General features: G+C 68.6%; 15 protein-coding genes. 7 read left to right on the forward strand and 8 right to left on the reverse strand.

Annotation, left to right across the window (positions count from 1 at the left end; translation table 11 throughout):
• Positions 1-109: 109 nt before the first annotated feature.
• Positions 110-613, reverse strand: coding sequence for a DUF4405 domain-containing protein (locus H566_RS24765; RefSeq protein ID WP_034411521.1), 504 nt, complete (start codon positions 611-613; stop codon positions 110-112).
• A gap of 181 nt (positions 614-794) precedes the next feature.
• Between H566_RS24765 and H566_RS0112305 the strand changes: the two genes are divergently transcribed.
• Entirely contained in the window at positions 795-1,403 is a 609-nt protein-coding gene (locus H566_RS0112305) for a DNA-3-methyladenine glycosylase I (protein ID WP_028311674.1), read from the forward strand.
• 88 nt (positions 1,404-1,491) lie between these two features.
• Entirely contained in the window at positions 1,492-2,958 is a 1,467-nt protein-coding gene (locus H566_RS0112310; RefSeq protein ID WP_028311675.1) for a hypothetical protein, read from the forward strand.
• A gap of 66 nt (positions 2,959-3,024) precedes the next feature.
• On the opposite strand, the gene H566_RS0112315 is transcribed toward H566_RS0112310, so the two are convergent.
• Entirely contained in the window at positions 3,025-4,236 is a 1,212-nt protein-coding gene (locus H566_RS0112315; RefSeq protein WP_028311676.1) for a hypothetical protein, read from the reverse strand.
• 356 nt (positions 4,237-4,592) lie between these two features.
• On the opposite strand from H566_RS0112315, the gene H566_RS0112320 reads away from it, so the two are divergent.
• Complete coding sequence (locus tag H566_RS0112320; protein ID WP_028311677.1) at positions 4,593-4,892, forward strand: hypothetical protein; 300 nt, start codon at positions 4,593-4,595, stop codon at positions 4,890-4,892.
• A 40-nt stretch (positions 4,893-4,932) separates the two neighbouring features.
• On the opposite strand, the gene H566_RS30375 is transcribed toward H566_RS0112320, so the two are convergent.
• The 3 genes from H566_RS30375 to H566_RS0112335 are packed head-to-tail and all read right to left on the reverse strand — an operon-like array spanning position 4,933 to position 8,152.
• Positions 4,933-6,930 carry a calcium-binding protein gene (locus tag H566_RS30375; protein ID WP_051378694.1) on the reverse strand — a complete coding sequence of 666 codons (1,998 nt, stop codon included), beginning with the start codon at positions 6,928-6,930 and terminating at the stop codon, positions 4,933-4,935.
• Complete coding sequence (locus H566_RS0112330; protein ID WP_084545035.1) at positions 6,927-7,670, reverse strand: dienelactone hydrolase family protein; 744 nt, start codon at positions 7,668-7,670, stop codon at positions 6,927-6,929. Before H566_RS0112330 ends, H566_RS30375 begins: the two co-directional genes overlap by 4 nt.
• Before the next feature lie 44 nt (positions 7,671-7,714).
• Positions 7,715-8,152: a MarR family winged helix-turn-helix transcriptional regulator gene (locus H566_RS0112335; protein ID WP_028311679.1), complete on the reverse strand. Its 438-nt coding sequence runs from the start codon at positions 8,150-8,152 to the stop codon at positions 7,715-7,717.
• A gap of 67 nt (positions 8,153-8,219) precedes the next feature.
• Here H566_RS0112335 and H566_RS0112340 point away from each other — a divergent pair, with 67 nt between their 5' ends.
• Positions 8,220-8,948 (forward strand): siderophore-interacting protein, encoded by a 729-nt coding sequence (locus H566_RS0112340; protein WP_028311680.1) that lies wholly within the window; start codon positions 8,220-8,222, stop codon positions 8,946-8,948.
• An 80-nt stretch (positions 8,949-9,028) separates the two neighbouring features.
• On the opposite strand, the gene H566_RS27480 is transcribed toward H566_RS0112340, so the two are convergent.
• Both H566_RS27480 and leuA read right to left on the reverse strand, forming a co-directional pair.
• Complete coding sequence (locus tag H566_RS27480) at positions 9,029-12,577, reverse strand: response regulator (RefSeq protein WP_051378695.1); 3,549 nt, start codon at positions 12,575-12,577, stop codon at positions 9,029-9,031.
• Positions 12,578-12,870: 293 nt separating this feature from the next.
• The gene (gene leuA / locus H566_RS0112350) at positions 12,871-14,565 is read right to left on the reverse strand and encodes a 2-isopropylmalate synthase (RefSeq protein ID WP_028311681.1); all 1,695 of its coding nucleotides are present in this window, start codon (positions 14,563-14,565) and stop codon (positions 12,871-12,873) included.
• Positions 14,566-14,736: 171 nt separating this feature from the next.
• Here leuA and H566_RS0112355 point away from each other — a divergent pair, with 171 nt between their 5' ends.
• The gene (locus tag H566_RS0112355; protein ID WP_028311682.1) at positions 14,737-15,207 is read left to right on the forward strand and encodes an Lrp/AsnC family transcriptional regulator; all 471 of its coding nucleotides are present in this window, start codon (positions 14,737-14,739) and stop codon (positions 15,205-15,207) included.
• Positions 15,208-15,312: 105 nt separating this feature from the next.
• Here the strand turns inward: H566_RS0112355 and H566_RS0112360 are convergent, their stop codons facing one another.
• Entirely contained in the window at positions 15,313-16,842 is a 1,530-nt protein-coding gene (locus tag H566_RS0112360) for a replication initiation protein (protein ID WP_028311683.1), read from the reverse strand.
• A 750-nt stretch (positions 16,843-17,592) separates the two neighbouring features.
• On the opposite strand from H566_RS0112360, the gene H566_RS24780 reads away from it, so the two are divergent.
• Positions 17,593-18,882, forward strand: a complete 1,290-nt coding sequence (locus H566_RS24780; RefSeq protein WP_084545036.1) for an AAA family ATPase — start codon at positions 17,593-17,595, stop codon at positions 18,880-18,882.
• On the forward strand, positions 18,879-19,850 hold the full coding sequence (locus H566_RS28340) for a ParB/RepB/Spo0J family partition protein (RefSeq protein WP_084545037.1): 972 nt from the start codon (positions 18,879-18,881) through the stop codon (positions 19,848-19,850). Before H566_RS24780 ends, H566_RS28340 begins: the two co-directional genes overlap by 4 nt.
• The last annotated feature ends 773 nt before the right edge of the window (positions 19,851-20,623 follow it).

Consider the following 20,623-nt stretch of genomic DNA (forward strand, 5'->3'; position numbering starts at 1 on the left):
CGTCACGAATCGCTTCGCCACGGGCAAATGCCGGCACCCATCGGTGCGCGACAGGGGGCGGCGCGGCGGCGGACGCTGGCGCCGCCATCGGTTCATGCGCCCCGGCCCGTCACGGCCGCGCCGACAGCGCGCGCAAGGCCTTGCCGAGCCGGTCGCGCTCGGCGCCGATCGCGCTGGCGAGGGTCGCATCGTCATCGGGCAGGGAGATGTCGGCCGCCGCCAGCGCGGCGCGCGCCTCGGCGCCGGTCTTGCCGAACAGCGGCGCGACGCTGCCGATCGGCGCGCCTGCAATCGCTTGCATCGCGATCACGGACGGCGAACCGCCGCCCTTCCGGTCGCCGTCGGCGCCGACGAAGAAGCTCGCGCCCAGCGCGAGCACGCACAGGCCCATCACCGTGGCCGGCCGGGGCAGGCGCAGGTAGCGCTTGAGCGCGCTCCAGTTGACGACCCCGTGCAGCACGCCGGCGCCGGCCATGAGCCAGCCGGCCCATTCATGCACCGGCTTCTGAAGGCCGCGGTCGAGGTGAAAAAACATGAGCCCGCCCGTCACCGCCATCAGCGCGAAGCTGCCGATGGTGAGCGGGGTGGCCCAGTCGCGGAGGGTTCTGTTCATGGTGTTGTCCGTGCGGCGATGAGGTTGGCCGGCGCGCGATGGCCGGCGGACCCGGGGCGCGGGCCGCCGGCCCGCCGGCGGCGTCGAGCGCAATCCGCCAGCCTGCCGCCGGCGCGTGTCTGCCATGCTTCGCGCCGCCCCGAGGCGCCCGCCCGGGCCGCCCTTCAAAGGAAACCGCCGCATGACCACCCTGCCCGGCCCCGATGGCGAACACCGCTGCTTCTGGTGCCACGCCACGCCCGACTACCTTCGCTACCACGACGAGGAATGGGGCTTTCCGGTCGCCGACGACCGCCGCCTGTTCGAGAAGCTCTGCCTCGAAGGCTTCCAGTCGGGCCTGAGCTGGCGAACCATCCTCGTCAAGCGCGACAACTTCCGCGCCGCCTTCGACGGCTTCGATTTCACGAAGGTGGCGCGCTACGGCGAGGCCGACGTGGCCCGGCTGCTGGCCGACGCGGGCATCGTCCGGCATCGCGGCAAGATCGAGGCGACCATCAACAACGCCCGCCGCGCCGAGGAGATGGTGGCCGCGCAGGGCTCGCTCGCGGCATGGTTCTGGCGCTTCGAGCCGGCGCGCGATCCGTCCGTCGCGCCCGAGGTGATGGCCAAGTCGGCCGAGTCGATCGCGATGTCGAAGGCGCTGCTCAAGCTCGGCTGGAAGTTCGTCGGGCCGACGACGATGTACGCCTTCATGCAGGCGATGGGCATGGTCAACGATCATTCCGACGGCTGCCGCACGCGGGCCGAGGTGGAGCGGGCGCGGGCGGCGTTTGCTCGGCCGGGGCGCTGAGGGCGACAGACCGGCGCGTTCCCCCCGCGCGACACCCGCACGCAAACGGCCACCCGCGCCGCGCCGGGCTGCCACCATCGCCCCCACCATGAAGCAGCCCACCGAAACCCTCTCCTCCCTCGCCCACGTCGGCGCCGTCCTCGCCTTCCTGCTCGCGCAGTTCCTGCCCGGCCACGGGCTGGCCGCGAGCGCGCTCTGGCTCGTGCTCGCGGCGACCGTGCTGCGCCTGCGCGACCTGCCGCCGCTCGCGCAACGCTTCTGCGTCGGTGGCGTGGCGGCCTACGCGGCCGTCGCGCTCGGCATGCCAGAACAGCGCGCCGAGGTCGATCGCGCGCTCGGCCAGGGCGTGGCCTTCTCCTGCCTGCTCGCGGTCCTCGGCGTGGTGCGCTATCCGGTCCGGCGCTCGCCCACCGTGCGCGAGGCCGCGCGCGGCCTGCTCGGTTTTCCGCCGAGGCGGCGCTACGCGGCCGTGAACGCGGGCTGCCATTTCCTGAGCCTGCTGTTCAACGTGGGCGTGATCCCGCTGCTCGGCGACCTGCTGCACGCCCGCGCCGCCCACCTGCCGCGCGATGCCGACTGCCACCGCCTCGTGCTCGCGAGCATGCGCGGCGCGGTGCTCATGACGATCTGGTCGCCGATGGGGCTGGGCGTGGCCATCGTCACGACGGCCATTCCGGCGCTCGATCCGGTCGGCTTCATCGCGCTGGCCTTCGGCGTATCGATGACGCTGATGGCGCTGACGATCGCGGGCGCGGCAGGGCGGGCGGCGGCTGCGAGCGATGCCGACCCGACGGCGGACACTGCCGGCCTCGTCGCAGACGGCCGCGACACGCGCGCCGACACCCGCGCTGCAAGCGCTTTCACGCCCTCCGGCGCCGCCCGGCCCGACGCCGCCCCGGGCGGGCATGTCGAGCTCGCGCTCGTGCTCGCCGCCGCCGCGCTGCTGCTGGCGGGCGCGATCGGCGTGCATCAATGGCTGCGCTGGAGCTTCATCGCCTCGACCATCCTCGTGCTGCCCGCGTTCGCGCTGGCCTGGCTCGGGATCGAGCGCGCGATCCTGCGCGGCGCGACGCCGGCCGAGCACGCGCGCGGCCTCCTGCACGGCATCGCCGACATGCGCGCCGAGAGCGCGATCTTCCTGTCGGCGAGCGTGATCGGCGCGGCGGTGTCGCTGTGGGTGCGCGCGCTGCCGGCGTGGCAGGCGATCCAGGGCGCCGAGGTGCCCGCGCTCGCGGTGCTGCTCGCCTGCCTGACGATCGTGCCGCTCGCGGGCGCGCTGTTCATCCCGCACACGATCCTCATCATCCTGATCGCCCAGCTGTTCGGCGCGAGCCCGGTCGGGCAGGCGCATCCGTATGCGCTCGGCCTCGCGCTCACGCTCGGCTGGGCCACGGCGGTGAGCGTGTCGCCGATCAGCGCGATGTCGCTGCTGAGCGGCCGGCAGTGCGGCGTGGGCGCGCGCACGATCGCGCATCACTGGAACCGGCGCTTCGCGCTCGCGCTGTTCGCGGGGTCGGTGGCGACGGTGGTGGCGCTGCAGGCGGCCGGATACTGAGGATGAACAGGCTCGATGGCGCACCGGACCGCGTGATCGGCGGCAGCTTCGTGGCCCGGCCGCGTCTCAACCCGCGGGCGGCGACGCGTCGTCGAGCCTGATCGGCGCCTTGCCGTCGGCATTGCCGGCATCGGCGTGCCCGTCGTCCTGCGGCGTCTGCCCGGTCACCGGCTTGGCGGCGGCACCCTGCACCGCGGTGCGCGTCGCGGCGGGGCGGATGCCTTCGACGAGGCCCCGGATCATCAGCAGGATCGGCTCGGAGAAGAAGCCGGTCCCGAAGGCGAGCACGGCCCCCGATGCCAGCGTGGCGGGCGTCACGATGTACCAGGAAGCGAGCGCCAGGAAAGGCGCCGACACGAGCTGCATGATCTGGAAGACCACGCTCTCGCGCGTCTCGAACTCCAGCATCGGCGGCTCGTTGACCCTCAGCTTGTCCTTCACGTAGCCGACGTCGGAACGGCGCTGGTACTCGGGAATGCGGCGCGACAGGCTGACCGCACCGCCGATGTAGGCGAGCACGACGACGAACAGCGGAACAGCGAGGCCGCCGTGGATCTCGGCGTACTCGCGGTGCGCGCGATCGTTGGCGTCGGTCACGCCTTGTGCCAGCTTGGCGCAGGGCGGTGCCGCCGAGTCGCAATCCTTGAATTCGGGCACCAGACGCCGCTGCGTAGTCCCGCCGATCGCCACCAGCCAGCCGTATTCGCGATCGACCTCGCGTCCCTGCCAGGTCCTGTCGCCGTCGGCACCCTTCGTTGACGGAGTCTTGTACTCGGGGCAGCGCGCCACCGAGGAGATCGCGCCGACATTGCCGTCATCGACCACGACGCAGCCGCGTACCAGCTGGATCGCGCCCGCGCGCGGCCACACGGCCGGCGTCGTGCCGTTGTAGCGGACGATGGCGTCGGTGTCTGCGATGAACGGCAGTATCAGCAACGCGAATGCGCCGAAGGTGAAGCCATAGGCGAACACGAAGGAATGGTGCTCGCGCCCTTCCGTCGCGGGTCCGGTGAAGCAGACCATGAACCAAAGGGCCATGCCGGCCAACAACAGCGTGAAGACCACGAACCGCGCGATCGGCCAGGGAGCTTTCTCCGTCGTCACGCCCCCCACCAGCGCCACGAGTGCCAGCAGCAGGACGAGCAGCACCCAGGGAATCCAGCGCAGGAAACGCAGCGCCGCCGAGTCGGCCTCGGCAGTGTCGGAAGCGGGCTGCCGATCCGCCGCGGGTGCCGGATCGCCCTGCGGCGGTTCGTTGGGAGACGAGACGATGGCCATAACGCACTCCGTGCAGCCGGCTGCCGGTACCCGGCCGCCCCGGCGGCGAAAGAATGCACGGATGCTAGGAGCGTCGATGCCGGCCCGAAATAGGATTCACGCGTCCATCGGCGATTGCACCGAGCACGCCCGGCCTCCTTGAGCGCGCCGCCGCGGTGGTCATGCGCCATGCGAGCCGGCGGCAGCAGAACGGCGGCCGAGCGGCGGGCGCGATGGGCACGCGCCAAGCGGCCGAGCCGCCACCGACGGGCGCCGGCTCGCATCGCCAACGGTAACGGTTACGGCCCGCCGCGGACAGGCGTTGGCGCCCACACCGCCGCATACCCTTGGCTGGATTCGTCCTACCCCGGCCCGCCATGTCCACTTTCGTCAACCGCACCGCCCATCTCGCGCAATTCGTCGTCCGCAGGGGCGAGCAGGTGATCGCGCGGCTCAGCGGCGTGGCGCCGGATACCCGACCGGTATCCGGGCCATGGCCGCGCCAGCCCGCCATCCGGCTGACGCCCGACACGGGCGCGGTCAGCACCGGCGAGGTGTATTCGATCCACGCGATCATCGACGGGATCACGACCGAACCCGTGACCACCGACAGGCTCGATGCCGTCGTCACGCTGACGGGCTGCGCCGGCGAGGGCTACCGGCTGCTGCTGGATTGAGCCGGCCGCCACGTTGGTGCGTGGCGGCCGGCGCGCCGGCTCAGAACAGGTCGTTCGCGTCGATGGCCGTCAGGCCGACGAACTCGATCACATGCTCGGCGGCGGTGTCGGCGTCGGTGCTGAGATAGAGGAAGAGGCTGCCGTCGTGCACGTCGTAGCGCACGGCGTTGGTCGAATCGCCGCTGAAGGCGGCGGTGCCGAGGAAGCGCGTGTCGGCAGGCAGGAAGTCGAGGTCGAGCTTGTCGATGCCGCGCGTGAAGTCGGTGATGACATCGTGATGCCCGGCCGCGAGGCCGTCGCCCAGGTCGGCGAGCTGGTAGTAGCGGAACTGGTCGGCGCCGCTGCCGCCGGTGAGCGTGTCGGCGCCGGCCGCGCCGACGAGGGTGTCGTTGCCGGCGCCGCCGTCGAGGCTGTCGTTGAAGGCGGTGCCGAGCAGGTAGCTCGCCCGGTCGCCGGTGTCGGTGCGCGTCGCGCCGAGGAAGTCGCTCATGTCGAGCGCGGTGACGCCGCGCAGTTCGAGCGCGTACTCGGCGGCGATGTCGCTGTCGGTGCTGAGGTAGAGCACGCCGTCGCTGAACCAGGCGTGGTTGGTGGTGTTGCCGCCGGTGGGCGCCGAGGCGAGCAGCGCGAACGAGCGCGAGGTGGCGTCGTAGCTGGTGCCGCCGCCGAGCAAGAGGCTGGAGATGCCGCCGAGGTCGAGCTTGTCGCTGCCGCGCACGAAGTCGTAGATCACGTCGCGCGCGCCGCTCGCGGGGCCGGTGCCGAGGTCGGCGAGGCTGTCGAAGCGGAACACGTCGGCGCCGCTGCCGCCGTAGAGCGCGTCGGCGCCCGTGCCGCCGATGATGAGGTCGTTGCCGGTGCTGCCGTTGAGCAGGTCGCGCGAGCTGCCGCCCCGGAGCGTGTCGGCGCCGCCGTTGCCGTAGAGCCGGTCGTAGCCGGCGCCGCCGATCAGCAGGTCGTTGCCGTTGCCGGCGGTGAGGGTGTCGTTGCCGTCGTCGCCCGAGAGCGTGTCGCGGCCGTTGCCGGCGGTGATCGCGTCGTTGCCGCTGCCGCCGACGAGGCTGTCGCCGAGGCTGTCGTCGCCGTTGTCGAGCGCGCCGATCAGCACGTCGTTGCCGGCACCGCCGTCGAGCGTGTCATGGCCGAGGCCGCCGGCAAGCGTGTCGTCGCCGTCGCCGCCCGAGAGCGAGTCGGGCGCGTCGCCGCCGTAGATCGAGTCGTTGCCGGTGCCGCCGCGGATCGTGTCGCGCCAGAGGCCGCCGCCGAGCTGGTCGTCGCCGGCACCGCCGTCGATGGTGTTGGCGAAGCCCGAGAAATTGAGCACCCAGTCGTTGCCGGCACCGCAGTACACGAGGGCGCTGGAGCCGATGTCGATGGTGATCTGGTCGCTGCCGTCGCCGGCATCGACCGTGTCCTTGCCGCTGCCGGTGGAGATGACGTCGGCGAAGTCGCTGCCGCTGATCGAGTCGTTGCCGCCGTCGCCGTAGAGGAAGAGCCAGTTCGCGGCGGCGCGGGCGTTGATCCGGTCGTTACCCTCGCCGCCCGAGATGTAGCTGGTGCCGGCACCGGCGGTGATGCTGTCGTCGCCGGCGTCGCCGTGCAGTTCATCGGCGCCGCCGTCGCTCGCGATGATGTCGTTGCCGGCGCCGCCGTACACGGTGTCGCTGCCGCCGCCGCTGCGGATGCGGTCGTTGCCGTCGCCGCCGTCGAGGCTGTCGGCGCCGACCGTGCCCCAGAGTTCGTCGTCGCCCGCGCCGCCGAGCAGCGTGTCGCCGAAGCGGCCCTGGTCGCGCGTGGCATCGGTGAAGGCGCCGGCCCAGTGCACCGTGAGATAGGGCGAGGCGTAGCCGAACAGGTAGTCGTTGCCGGCGCCGCCGACGATCGAGTCGCTGCCGGCGCCGCCTTCAAGCGTGTCGCTGCCGCCCAGGCCGGTGAGGGTGTCGTTGCCGCCATAGCCGCTGATGGCTTCGCCGCTGGCGAGGGTGACGCGCAGGTCTTCGGCACTGTCGGGCTTGCGGTCGGATTCGGGGATGTTCATGCGAACAGGGGCGCGAGGAACGCGAGGCTGCGCGCGTGGGCGAGCGCGGCGCTGGCGGGTTCGTAGGCGGCGCGGGCCCAGCAGTTGAAGCCGTGCTTCGCGTCGGGATAGTCGTGGAATTCGGCGAGCGCGGCGGCCGGCGACGCGGCCATCGCGGCGCGCACGGCGGCCACGGCCTCGGGCGGGATGCTCTCGTCGTGGCCGGCGTGATGGAACAGCACCGGCACGCCGATGGCGGGCGCGAGGTCGAGCCGCGTGGCGATGCCGCCGCCGTAGTAGGCGACGGCGCGGTCCACGCCGCATTGCGTCGCCGCCGCGTAGGCGAGCCGCCCGCCCATGCAGTAGCCGAGCGCGGCCACGCGGCCATTGCAGGCCGGCAACGCGCGCAGCGCCGCGACGGCCGCGCCCATGTCGGCGACGGCGTCGTCATGCGCGAGCGCCTTCATGAGCGCGAGCGCGCGGTCGCGCTCCTCGCCCACGTAACCCAGCTCGACGCGCGGCGCCTGGCGCCAGAACAGGTCGGGCGCCAACACGGTGAAGCCGGCCAGCGCGTACTGCTCGGCGACGCGGCGGATGTGCGCGTTGACGCCGAAGATCTCCTGCAGGAGCAGCAGGCCGGGGCCGCGTCCGGCCGGCGGCAGCGCGCAATAGGCGTCGAAGCCGCCGATGCGCAGCCAGGATGCGGTGACGGGTTCGCCAACGGGCTTGAAGGCGGAGGAAGCGGATGGGCTGTTGCTCATGCGGACGGTCTTCACGGAAGGAAGGGAAGAGGAGACGACCGCGCTCAGGCGCCGTCGAGGTTGGCGAGCATGCGGCGCAGCAGCGCCGCGACCTGGTCGCGCTCGTCCTTCGAGAAGCCGCCGACCGCGGCCTTCGACAGCTTGCGCGCCTGGGCCGCGAGCAGCGCCTGCACCGCCTCGCCGTCGGCCGTGAGGCTCAGGCGCAGGCTGCGCCGGTCGGCCGCATCGGGCTCGGCCGCGAGCAGGCCGCGCTCGCGCAGGCCGGCAACGAGCCGCGCGGTCTGGCCCTTGTCGCGGCCCGAATGCGCGACCAGGTCGGTCTGGGTCGCGCCCGGGTGGCGCGCGAAGAAGCCGAGCGCCTTGCTTTCCATGTGCGTGATGTCGTGCGCGCCGTCGCGCAGCACCCGGTACTGACGCGAGCGGTAGGCGTGCATGACCGCATGCACGAGTTCGAGCGGATCGTCTGCCGGAAGGCGGCTCATGGTTGACAACCTCAACTATCTTTCGCGATATTGGATGACATTATCAATCATCTGCGCGGAGGGCGCGATGACCGATTCCACGTCCGGGCGCCGCATCGAGCGCGTGCGCCACGAACTCCGGCTGCGCGAGCTGACCGTCGTGCGCGTCGCGCGGCCGACGCCCGGCTTCGCCAGCATCACCTTCGGCGGCGACGCGCTGGCCGACTTCGTGTCGCTGTCGTTCGACGACCATGTGAAGTTCTTCTGTCCCGGCTGCGACGCGAAGCGCGACTACACGCCGCGCCACTTCGACGCCGCGCGGCGCGAGCTGACGATCGACTTCGCTCTGCACGATGACGGCCCGGCAAGCAACTGGGCGCGCAGTGCCGCGCCGGGCGCCGTCGCCACCATCGCGGGGCCGCGCGGCTCGATGATCATCCCGGCCGATCACGACTGGCATCTGCTCGTCGGCGATGCCTCGTCGCTGCCGGCGATCCGCCGCCGTGTCGAGGAACTGCCGGCCGGCGCGCGCGTGATCGTCGTGGCCGAGCTGGCGTCGGCCGACCGTGTCGCCCTCGCGGGTGAGGCGGCCATCGAGACCTTCTGGGCCGACGATGCCGACGCGCTGCTCGACCGCGTGCGCGCGCTGCGCCTGCCCGACGGCGACGGCTTCGCCTGGTGCGCCGGCGAGGCCGCGACGATGAAGCGGCTGCGCGCCCTGCTCGTCGACGAACTGGGCCTCGCACCGGACGCGCTCAAGGTCGCGGCCTACTGGAAGCGCGGCGAAGCCGGCCATCACGAACAGCCGGGCGGCTGAGGCCAGGCCGCAGACGTGATGAGTTACGGGAGCCGCGCCGATCAGCGGCGCCGGTCCGGCCATCAGCACGGCGCCGCCCGTCAACGCCGCGCCGGTGTCACCCAGCGCCCCTGGCGCCGCCGGCGCGCCCAGCGGCCGAGCGTGGCATAGAGCCGCACCACGTCGAGCGGCTTGCCGAGGTGATCGTCCATGCCGGCGTCGAAGGCGCGAGCGCGGTCCTCGGCGAGCACGTCGGCGGTCATCGCGATGACGGGCAGCCCGGCGAGTGCCGGCCGCTCGCGGATCGCGCGCACGACGGCATGGCCGTCCATGCCGGGCATCTGCACGTCGAGCAGCACGCAGTCGAAGGCGGCGGCATCGGCATCGAGACGGGCCAGCGCGGCGGTACCGCTGTCGAGCGCCGTCACCTCCACGCCCGCATGCCGCAGCAGCTCGCGCGCGACCTCCAGGTTGACCGGGTTGTCATCGACGACGAGTACGCGCAGGCCGCGCAGCGCATCGGCTTCCGGCGTGACCGGCACCGCCGCCGGCGGGTCTGCAAGCCCTTGCAAGACGGCGCCGCCGGCCGGGTCCGCGCCGTCGGCGGCGGGCGCGGGTCGGGCTGACGCGTCGGCAGTCGCAGCCATGTCCGCGCGGGCACCGTTGGGCGTGGCCGTTGCGCGTACCTCGGGCGCGAGCCGTGTGCGCAGCAGGCAGTCATGCAGCGACGACGGCGTGACCGGCTTGGCCAGCACCTCGGTCACGCTGCTGCCGGCGGCGGCGCGCAGCGCCTCGACCCGGTCCGACGCCGTCACGAGCAGCAGCTTGGGCACCCGCCCCGCGAAGCGCGCCGCGAGCAGCTCGCCGAGCTGGCGCGCGGTCTCGATGCCGTCGATGCCGGGCATGCGCCAGTCGATCAGCAGCCAGTCCCAGCACTCGCGCACCGCCGAGGCCAGCGCCAGCGCCGAGATGCCGTCGGCGGCGCGGTCCACCGCCAGGCCGAGGCCCTCGGCCATCGCGCCGATCACCTCGCGTGCGTCGGCCGAGTCGTCCACCAGCAGCAGCCGTGCGCCGCGCATCTCGTGCCAGCGGTTGGGCCGGGACGCGCCCGCGCCGAGCGCGAGCCGGACGTGGAAATGGAAGGTGCTGCCCTCGCCCGGCCGGCTCTCGGCCCAGATGCGCCCGTGCATGTGCTGGACGATCTCGCGGCAGATGCTCAGGCCCAGACCGCTGCCGCCGAAGCGCCGCGTGGTCGAGCCGTCGGCCTGGGAGAAGGGCTCGAACAGCCGCGTCATCGCCGGCGGCGCGATGCCGATGCCGGTGTCGCGCACCCAGCCGCTCAACAGCACGCCACCACCGGGCGCGGGCGCCGCCGTGAGGCCGATCGTGACGCTGCCGCGCTCGGTGAACTTGATCGCGTTGCCGCCGAGATTGACGATCACCTGGCGCAGCCGCATCGGATCGCCGACGAGGCCGGCGGGCAGCGAGCCGTCGAGGTCGGCCAGCAGCTCCAGCCCCTTGCGCTCGGCCGTGACCGCGAGCAGGTCGAGCGCGTCGGCCAGCACGCGCTCGGGATCGAACTCGATGTGCTCCAGCTCCATGCGGCCGGCCTCGATCTTCGACATGTCGAGCACGTCGTCGAGCAGTTGCAGCAGGTCGAGCGCGGCACGGTGCGCCTTCTCGATCTGGTCGCGGTTGCGCGCCTCGGGATCGCGGATGAGCGCGAGCTGGGTCATGCCGATGATGGCGTTCATCGGCGTGCGGATCTCGTGGCTCATGTTGGCGAGGAAGGCGCTCTTGGCGCGGGTCGCGTCGAGCGCGGCCTGGCTGGCGGCCTGCAGCGCCTGCTCGGACTGCCGCCGCGCCGACACGTCTTCCATGATCGAGAAGAAACGGCCCGGGCCGCTGTCGGCCAAGCGCAGCGCGGTCACGCTCAGGATGCCCGAGGGGCCGCCGTCGAGCCGCTCGTGCGTCCAGTCGCGCGGGCCGGCGATGCCGTCGCGCTCCAGCGCCGCGAAGAAGTCGGCCGGCGCGTCGGTCGCGCTGGCCCGGCCGTCGGGCTGGACCGGCGGCGACAGTGGCGGCTCCCAGGGCTTGAGGCCGATGAGCTGGCGGTCGGAGGTCGCGCCGAACAGCCGCACCGCGGCCGGATTGCAGCGCCGGATGCCCTCCTCCGGATCGAAGAAGACGAAGCCGATCGGCGCATTGGCGAAAGCCGATTCGAAGCGCAGCACGGCCGCGTGGCGCTCGGTCTCGTCAAGCCAGTAGCCGTCGTAGGTGCGGCTGTGGCCGTCGGATTCGGTGCGCGCATGGCTGTGGGTGGCGATCCAGCGCTGCCCGCCCTCGCCCGCGACCGGACGCAGCACGGGTTCGACGGGCGGCGCGTCGGGATCGAGGCCCATGCGCCGCCAAGGCTCGGCGGCAGCCTCGCCCTCGGCGGCGATGCTGTCGCCGAAGGGTCGCTCGCGCCCGCCGAGAAAGAGGAAGCGGCGCTCGCCTTCGGGCCCGACGCGGTAGCGGAACAGCGTGAGCGGCAACGCGCCGATCATGTCGAGCAGTTCGCGCCGCGTCTCGCCCACCACATGCTCGCGTTCATGGGCGCGCCAGGAGATGGCCAGCGCGCCCCAGCCGAGCACGACCAGCAGCAGCGCGAAATTGAAGCTGCCCAGCATCAGCGAGGTCTCATCATCCAGCGGACGCAGTACCCAGACCCGATAGGGATAGCCCGGCACCTTGGACGAACGCAGCAGATGGCGCCGGTCGTCGATGCTGACGCCGCCCTCGATCGCGGCCGACGGGAGCGCGAGCGGCTGCCAGTCGAGCGGCGCGGGCAGGTCGCGGAAGCTGGCGCGCATGCGCGCGTCGGCGCCGGCCGCCGGCTCGATGAAGGGCAGGCGCCGCAGCTCCAGCCCCGCACGGTTGGATGACAGGATCACGCCATCGGCATCGGTCATCACGACCACGTCGCCCGTGCCCTCGGCGAACAGATGCTCGAACGCCTCGGGCTCGAACTTGATGAGCAGCACGCCCTGGGGCCTGTCCGCCGGCCCGATGCGCGCGCCGAAGCTGAAGCCGCGTCGACCGCTCTGGGTGCCGACCGAGTACATGTAGCCGCGTCCGTCCGCGAGGGCGGCCGAGATCGCGGGGCGCGCCGACAGATCCCGGCCGATGGTGTCGATCACGCCGGTGGCAAGCCCGCTGTGCGCCGTCGAGACGCCGCAGCCGTCGGTGATGGTCGCCTGCTGCACCGGGAAGTCGGCGCGCAGCGAATCGAGCCAGGCCGAGATCGCCCTTACCTCGGGCCGGGCCACGAACGTGGCGCGCAATTGTTCGCGGCCGGCTGCATCGCGCCTGACGCAGGGCGGGCCGCCGAGGCCGCGCCGCGCATAGTCGGTGACCTGGGACTGGTGCGAGAGCATGACCGCGAGCGCCGACCACTGGCGGAAGCTGGTCTCGACGCTGCGCACCGCGCCGATCGCGCGTTCGCCCGACTCGGTCGAGAGACTTTCGTAGTACGCGTTCAGCCGGATCCGGCCCGCCAGCAGCGCCAGCGCCGCGACGAACACGGCCCAGACCAGCGCGGCCAGCAGATGGTGCCGGCGGGCCTTCGGCGCGGGCCGCGCAGCTCCGGTGGCGGTTGTGATTGTCATTGGGACTCCAGGGTCGGACTGGCCGGCCAGGGCCGCACGTCCCGAGCCGGCAAGCGCGCCTTTGCTCCCCCTGCGGCGCGCCGATCCTAGGTTAACCGCGACCGGACCCCGGAGCCCGCTTGTCCTTGGCGCCAGCGCACCACCGCCGACCGGCTGCGAGCCCTTGCCGGACGACCCGCCCGTGGCTTGGCGCCCTCCCAGGCCCGCCTGCTCGACCGGCCGGGGCAAGGCGGGCCCTGCCCCGTTCCCGCGCTGCGCCGGTCGTGCGGGCGCCGCGCCTGTTCACGCTCGCCTCAGGCGCTGATCTGCTCGCGCCGGCCCGCGCCGACCGCCGCGCCGCTCAGGTTGACCGCGCTGGTGATCGCCTTGAGCGACGCCGTCACGATGCTCGCGTCGATGCCCACGCCGAACACCTCGCGCCCACCGATCGCCAGCTCGATGAAGGCGCAGGCGCGCGCGTCCCCACCCTCCACGCTCGGCGCCAGCGCCCGTTCCTCGAAGCTGCGCACCTGGGCTTCGATGCCGATGGCGCGCAAGGCATGTACTGCCGCGTCGATCGGGCCGTTGCCCTCGCCCGCGAGCAGATGGGGCGCGCCGTCGATGTCCACCGCGAGCCGCACCGCCTGGCCGCGCGCGGTCTCGCTCAGATGCTGCTCGCGCAGCCGCATCGGCGCGTCGATGTCGATGTAGGTCGCGCGAAACAGCTTCCACAGTTCGGCCGCGCTCACCTCGCCACCCATCGCGTCGGCATGCTTCTGCACCACGCCCGAGAACTCGACCTGCAAGCGGCGCGGCATAACCACGCCGTATTCGGCTTCGAGCAGATAGGCGACGCCGCCCTTGCCCGACTGGCTGTTGACGCGGATGACCGAGTCGTAGCTGCGGCCCACGTCGGCCGGGTCGATCGGCAGATAGGGAATGGCCCAGCGCTCGTCGGGCCGGCGCGCGGCAAAGCCCTTCTTGATCGCGTCCTGATGCGAACCCGAAAACGCGGTGAACACGAGGTCGCCCGCATACGGATGACGAGGATGCACCGGCAGCTGGGTGCAATGCTCGACCAGCCGCGCGACCGCGTTGATGTCGGAGAAGTCGAGGTTCGGAGAGATGCCTTGCGTGTACAGGTTCAGCGCCAGCGTCACGAGATCGACATTGCCGGTGCGCTCGCCGTTGCCGAACAGGCAGCCCTCGACGCGCTCGGCGCCGGCCATGAGCGCGAGTTCGGCCGCCGCCACGCCGGTGCCGCGATCATTGTGCGGATGCAGGCTCAGCACGACGCAATCGCGGCGCGCGAGGTTGCGGTGCATCCATTCGATCTGGTCGGCATACACGTTGGGCGTCGCCACCTCGACCGTGGCCGGCAGGTTGAGGATGACCTTGCGCTCGGGCGTCGCGCCCCAGGCCTCGGTCACCGCGTCGCAGACTTCCTTCGAGAAATCGAGCTCGGCGGCGGTGAAGGTCTCGGGGCTGTATTCGAGGATGACCTCGGTCTCGGGCATCGTCGCCGCGATCTCGCGGATCAGCCGCACCGATTCGACTGCAAGGGCTTTCACCTCGGCACGACTCATGTTGAAGACGACTTCGCGGAAGGTCGGGCTGATCGCGTTGTAGATGTGCATGATCACGCGCCGCGCGCCGCGCACGGCCTCGAAGCTGCGCCGGATCAGATGCTCGCGCGCCTGGGTCAGCACGCCGATCGTGACGTCATCGGGAATCCGGCCGTCATCGACGAGGCCTCGCACGAAATCGAAGTCGGTCTGCGATGCCGACGGAAAACCGACCTCGATCTCCTTGAAGCCGATGCCGACCAGGCAGTCGAACATGCGCGACTTGCGCTCGGCGTTCATCGGCTCGAACAGCGCCTGGTTGCCGTCGCGCAGGTCGGTGCTGAGCCACAGCGGGGCGCGCTCGATCGTGCGCGACGGCCATTGGCGATCGGCGAGCGGCACCGGCGGGAAGGCTCGGTACTTGGCGGACGGGTTCTTCAGCATGCTTCGCTCCTTGGCGTGGTGTTGTTCGTCGTGGAGCAACATCTTCGTGCGCACGGGGCGGAGATTTATTGCTTTCTTGGCGTATTAATGGGCCAATCACGCAATTTTCTTGCGTTTATTGGCGGTTGTTTCGCATCATTCGCCGATCACGACTTTCCCGCGTCAGAACCGATGGAACTCGACCGCCACGATCGCCGCCTGCTCGCCGTCCTCCAGGCCGAGGGCCGCATCAGCAACCAGGATCTCGCCGAGCGCATCGGCCTGTCGCCGTCGGCCTGCTTGCGGCGCCTCAAGGCGCTGGAGGATGCGGGCGTGATCGCGGGCTATCGGGCGCTGCTCGATGCCCGCAAGCTCGGCCTGACGCTGGTCGCGCTCATCGGCATCTCGATGGACCAGCACACGCCCGAGCGCTTCGCGACCTTCGAGGCGAGCATCGCCACCCTGCCCCAGGTGCTCGAATGCCTGCTCATCACCGGACAGCAGTCCGACTACCAGCTCAAGATCGTGGTCGAGGACATGGACGCCTATCAGGCGCTGCTGCTCGACAAGATCACCCGCATTCCTGGCGTGACCGGCGTGCATTCGAGCTTCGTGCTGCGCCGCGTCGTCGATCGCACGGCGCTGCCGATCGGCGGCACCTGAAGCGGCAGGCGGCCGGCCAGCGACGTGATGACTTTCGGGAAGGCCGAGGGTTTGCCCGGATGACGGCGTCGCCGCAGTCATCACGTCGTGCGATCGGCGCCGGACTCAGCGCGCGCGGCGCGAGCGTTCGAAAGCGAGCAGCTCGCGGTCGCTGGGGGTCCAGGCTTCGCCGGCGCGTTCGCAGGCCAGCCAGCGAAAGAACATCGCCCGCACCATCGGCTGCTTGATGCCGGATTTCTCGAAGTGGCTGTGCGCGACCTTGAGATTGACGGGGATGCCGTCCTGCTTGAAGCGCGCGAGATAGTCGTCCTGCACCTCGGGCGGCAGGCTTGGCCAGTCACGGCGGGCCAGGTTCGCGAGGTCGTTGCGGTAGTCCTCCAGGCTTTCGGTCGCCATCACGTCGGCCGACAGACGCCGTGGCCCTTGCTCGGCCACGGCGGCGCTGACGCGTGAAGTACGCTCAGCCACCAGTTCGTCCTTCACCGTGATGAGCAGCCCCTGAACGTTGCGCACGGGCGCCAGACGGGCATCGGCCAGCCGCGTCTTCACCCGCCCGACGGCCTCGTTCATCAGCTCCTCGCCATGCTCGCGGCACAGCTCGGTGGCCAGCTTGCGTGTCAGGCCGAGGCCGACGAGGGCGTCGGCGCTGGTCGTCTTGCCGGCCTCGACGGTGTCGACGGGATCATCGATGCGGCGGAAATCGCTGCGCTGCGTCACCTTGAACTGGAGCGAATCGACACTGCCGCCGACCTTGATCGGCTTGGCCTCCACCCAGATGTCGTCGAGCACCGCATTGAGCTCCTTGACCGCGGGGGCGATCACATCGCGGTTGAAATACCGCCATTCCTTGTACTTCTCGACCTTGGCGCCACTGCCGTCGCCGGTCTTGCGTGAGCGCAGGCGGGCCGTCAGTTCAGCCGCCTCGTTCGATTCGCCGGTGAGGATCGGAATCCAGTCGCGCCAGGCACGGCGCTCGGTCAGGCCGCTTGGGCTCGTCTTGTAGCGGCTGACAACCCGGAACAGCGCCAGCGAGGAATGCCGCGTGAGCTGATTCGCGATGGCCAGCGAGCTTTCGAACCAGTGTTTGTGCTCCTGCATCTGGCGCAGCAGCGCTGGGGGAAAAGTCCATTCGAGGCAACGAATGCCGCGGTTGTCGATCACGAACTCCACGCTGCCCAGGAGCTGGGTGGAGGTCCAGGCCCTCACCTCGCCGGTTTCGCGGTCGCGTGCGGATGATGCCCATTCGACCAGTGTCTTCTGGCACTGCCGAATGCTTTCCTTCAGATGCTCGCTGTCGTTGCTGCGGTACTCGATGTCCTTCTGCAACGTGGACAGCGGGATGCGCCAGAGCAGCCCGAGGTCGGTTCGCGTCGCCTGCGTCTGGAGCGAATACGACACGAGAAACATCCACAGCTTGTGGCTCAGGTAGGTGAGCTTGCGCGTCTTGGGTTCGATCGCCGACATCTCCACCGGATGGCGGATGTTGCGCAAGTCGCCGTCCTGCTTGCGCAGCGCCAGGTCGGGTACGACCGTGGCTTCGGTGGATGCAGGCAGGAAACTGGGGCCAGCGGACTCTCCGATGTTGACGGCGTCGTTGAAGAGCGTGCTCTGCGGGTCGGCTTTTCTGCGGGCCATGGCGAATGTGATGAATGGCAGGGCGCGATTATCACATCATCCGCGGCTGATCAGCGGCTTCGTTTTCGGCGGGGTCTCGTGTTCTTGTTCTTCAGTCGTCTCGACCCGGCTTCGACTGCAGTTTGAAATATCAGTCATTGATTTTCTATTGAAGAACTTGTGAACGGCGAATCTTCATTGAATTCAACCAGATAGATGATCTTCCGGAGAACGTTCAGGAGGTTGCGTGAGCTGTTTCGGGAAATCACGTGATGCTCTTCAGGCGAATCCGGATCCCTGACGTGATGAGTTTCGGGATATCACGTGAGTGGATACATTAGCGGCCCTGATTCGATACGTGATGAGTTTCAGGAGGGATGTGGATATCACGTCCGATAGCGATTCGGCTGCCTGCGGTCCTGCTCGCCCTAAAGATCTTCCGCCGCCAAAGTGGTTGCCAGGGGTGACGCTTGCCTGGCTATCGATTTTTCCGAAGAGACAGTGCTCTCGCATCCCTGTTTTCGGCAACGTGATGAGTTTCAGGAAGCCGCTCGCTGCGCCGGACGGCTCGGATCATTGGGCAGCACGACATTCGTGCCGGACGGATATTCCACGGGAGATGTTTGTCGCCAGGGCGAGATGTCGGCGAGGGGTAGATCGTCATTCGGCCGGAACTGAACTCACCGGGTGCCGGAATGCTGGCCGCGGACTGCCTGGTGGTGGAAAATCGTCCTTGGAAGACAAATTCTCCTTCACAAGGACACCCGAAACATGTCACGCGAAACCAAATCCCGCAGCAAGAGCAAGGTTCTGGCGGAGCCGCCGCCCGTCCAGGCTCCCGGACTCATCGGCGCGGATGAGCTTCATGGCCTCGATGAGCATCTCTCCGCGATGATGGATCGGCTGAAGGCCGCCATCTACAAGCCCGCAGGCACGAAGCCGACGCCGGTCTTCAATGCGGCCCAGCTGGCCCGGCTATGCGGCAAGTCGGGTAGCACGATGCTTCGCAATCTGGAGAAGGCCGCCGAACTCGGATTGGCGGACGGCTTGGCCGAGGGAGCCACCGGATCCCAGCGCAGTTTCACACTCGAGCAGGCTATCGATTGGGTATGCGCGCTTGGCGGTGCTGCCTATCAGCGCAGAGAGGGGCAGCAAGCTGCGGTGATTACCGTGGGGTTCTTCAAGGGGGGAGTCGGCAAGACGATCGTCGCGACCTCTCTGGCGCAGGGACTGGCGCTCAAGGGCTACAAGGTTCTCACCATCGACTTTGATCCACAGGGATCGATGACCGCCATGCTGGGCGTCGACCCGGCCACCGTCGAGGCCGAGGAGACCTTCACACCGCTGGGAACGCCACCGGGACACCCGCTGCATCGCACCACGCTTGCGGAGTCCATTCGCCCGACCTACTGGACCGGGGTCGATCTGGTCGCGGGCAGCACGAACCTTTTCCAGTGCGAGTTCTATCTCCCCTTGAGGGCGATGAACGCGCAAGCCGAAGGGCGGCAGTTCAATTTCCTCGAGGTACTCGCCAAGGGATTGCGGCAGATCCGCGAGGACTATGACTTCGTGATCATCGACACCCCCCCTGCGTTGTCCTACACCACGATGAACGCCTATCTGGCCGCTGATGCAGTGCTGATGCCCATCGTGCCGGAGGGCTTGAGTCTTCAGAGCTCTGCGCAGTTCTGGGACATGTTTACCGAACTGTTCGATACGGCAGAAAAACTGCGCGATACGCCCAAGCGCTACGCCTGGCTGGGGGTGGTGCCGAGCAAGGTCGAGAGTCACAAGCCGGCCGTGCAGTCGATGCTCAAGTGGATTCGCGGCTTTTATGGTGAATACGTCATGACCAGCGAGCTGCCTCAGACCGACGTTGTCAAGACCGGGGGCACGACGCTTGGCACGGTCTACGACATCAGCAAATACGTGGGCTCGAACAAGACCTATGAGCGTGCGCGTGAAGCTTTCGACCGACTCGTCAACGAGGTCGAACTGATGACGCGGCGCCATTACTGGGGCGAAGAACTCGCCGACGACATCACGGGAGGCAAGGCATGAGCAGTCGCAAGGGAGTCGCGGGCAGTCTCGCGGAGTTGACCGAGCAGATATTCGGAAATGCCGGGGAGACGCCACAGCGAGTGGCGCCTCGTCAGCGCGGGAGTGGTGCGATCGGAGCCCCGACCGAGCTGGCGCAGTTCTCGGTTGGATATCAGGAACTTGAGCGAAAGGTCGAGGAGCTGGAGGCGATCAAGGGCCATGCCTTGCGCGTGCCGCTTTCGCTTTGCGACGATGCGCCCTTTCACACTTCGGCGCTTGACCGCGAACAGGTCGAGAAATTGAAGCTCAACCTACGCGAGAACGGCCAAAGCGCGCCGGCAATCGTGCGTCCCAAGGCGGATGGCCGCTACGAGATTCTCGCTGGGCGACATCGTAAGGCAGCCCTTGCGGAACTCGGCGAGGACAGTTGGGATGTGAGCCTGCGCGACATTGATGATGATCTGGCCGAACGGCTGGTGTTCTACGACAACCTGCTGGCACCAAGTATCAGCGAGTACGCCAAGTATCTTGGTTTTGCGCGACGCCGCGAGAGTCGCAAGCTCACGCTGGAGCAGCTGGCGCGTGAGTCGGGCGTCAGCAAGAGCCTCGTCGCGCGTCTGCTCACCTTCGGTGATCTCCCACCGGATGCCTTGGAGCTGATCGCGCAAGCGCCGGAAAAGATCGGAGCCAAGTTGGCCGAAGAACTTGCCGGACTTGTGCCTCGCTATTCGGCGCGAGTCACGGAGGCAGTGGCGATGGTAATCGCCGGAGCCCTTGCGCCTTCAAAGGCCGGGGCCTGGGTAGTCGGACTGAAGGCCAATGCCCGACTTGCCAGTGCTCCGGAAGTCGTCATCAAGCGAGGCAAGGCAACGTACGCCAAGCTCACGAGGCGAGCTGAACAGATGGTCATCCGCTTTTCTGATCCCAATGAAGCTGAGGCAGTTCAGGCGGCAATCGCTGAGCTTTTGCGCAATCGGGCTGCCGGCTGATCCGTGACAGCGTGGGCTTCCACCGGGTGGAAGCTTTTTAAATCAATGAGTTGCAGAATGAGCTGGACATGAGCGTCTGTCATGATCTGCTCGAAACAAGGAATGCGCTGACTCCTGAAAGTCATCACATCCTTGTTCTGGCATCGCAATTCGTTGGCGGTTCCACGTCTTACGGAGTTGATTCATGGCGCTGAATAGTGATTCAAAACCATGAGGTGCTTTCGCGTTCAGACGCTGTCCGATCGCTCCCGGCAACAGGGTCAGTTCAGGCGGGCTGACCCACCGGGAAGCAGCTGGAAATCCATTCTCTTGATCACCGCACGGAGGATTCGGATTTGATTAGAAATTTCTCTTCAAAGATCTGTTGTCTCGATCATGTGCTCATGAGATTTCAGGAGCGAGCCCCGATCTGGATAAGGGCATGACATGATGAGATTCGGGAGCTGTTGACCGGCTAGGCTCAGACATCTTTAACTTCAGCAGCCGTTTCTACGCCTTTGCCGGCTGAAAGAGGTCAGGTGTGTGATCGTGACCTTTCCATGCCAGTGCAGCACATTCATTCATTGCAATTGGACGAGTTGGTTTGCCTCGTCCATCCGTGACGAAGTATGCATGTTCAGACATAAATATAAATCATTGATTATTTAATAATTATATTAAAAATATAAAGCTAATAAATCAGTCATGGAGTTGACCTTGCGCCGGCGCAAGGTCAACTCCATGACCTGGTCCACTCGGCCAAAGCAGTGATCTATAAGGAACGTCTATGAAAT

The sequence above is a fragment of the Derxia gummosa DSM 723 genome (genome assembly GCF_000482785.1).
Taxonomy (GTDB): Bacteria; Pseudomonadota; Gammaproteobacteria; order Burkholderiales; family Burkholderiaceae_E; genus Derxia; species Derxia gummosa.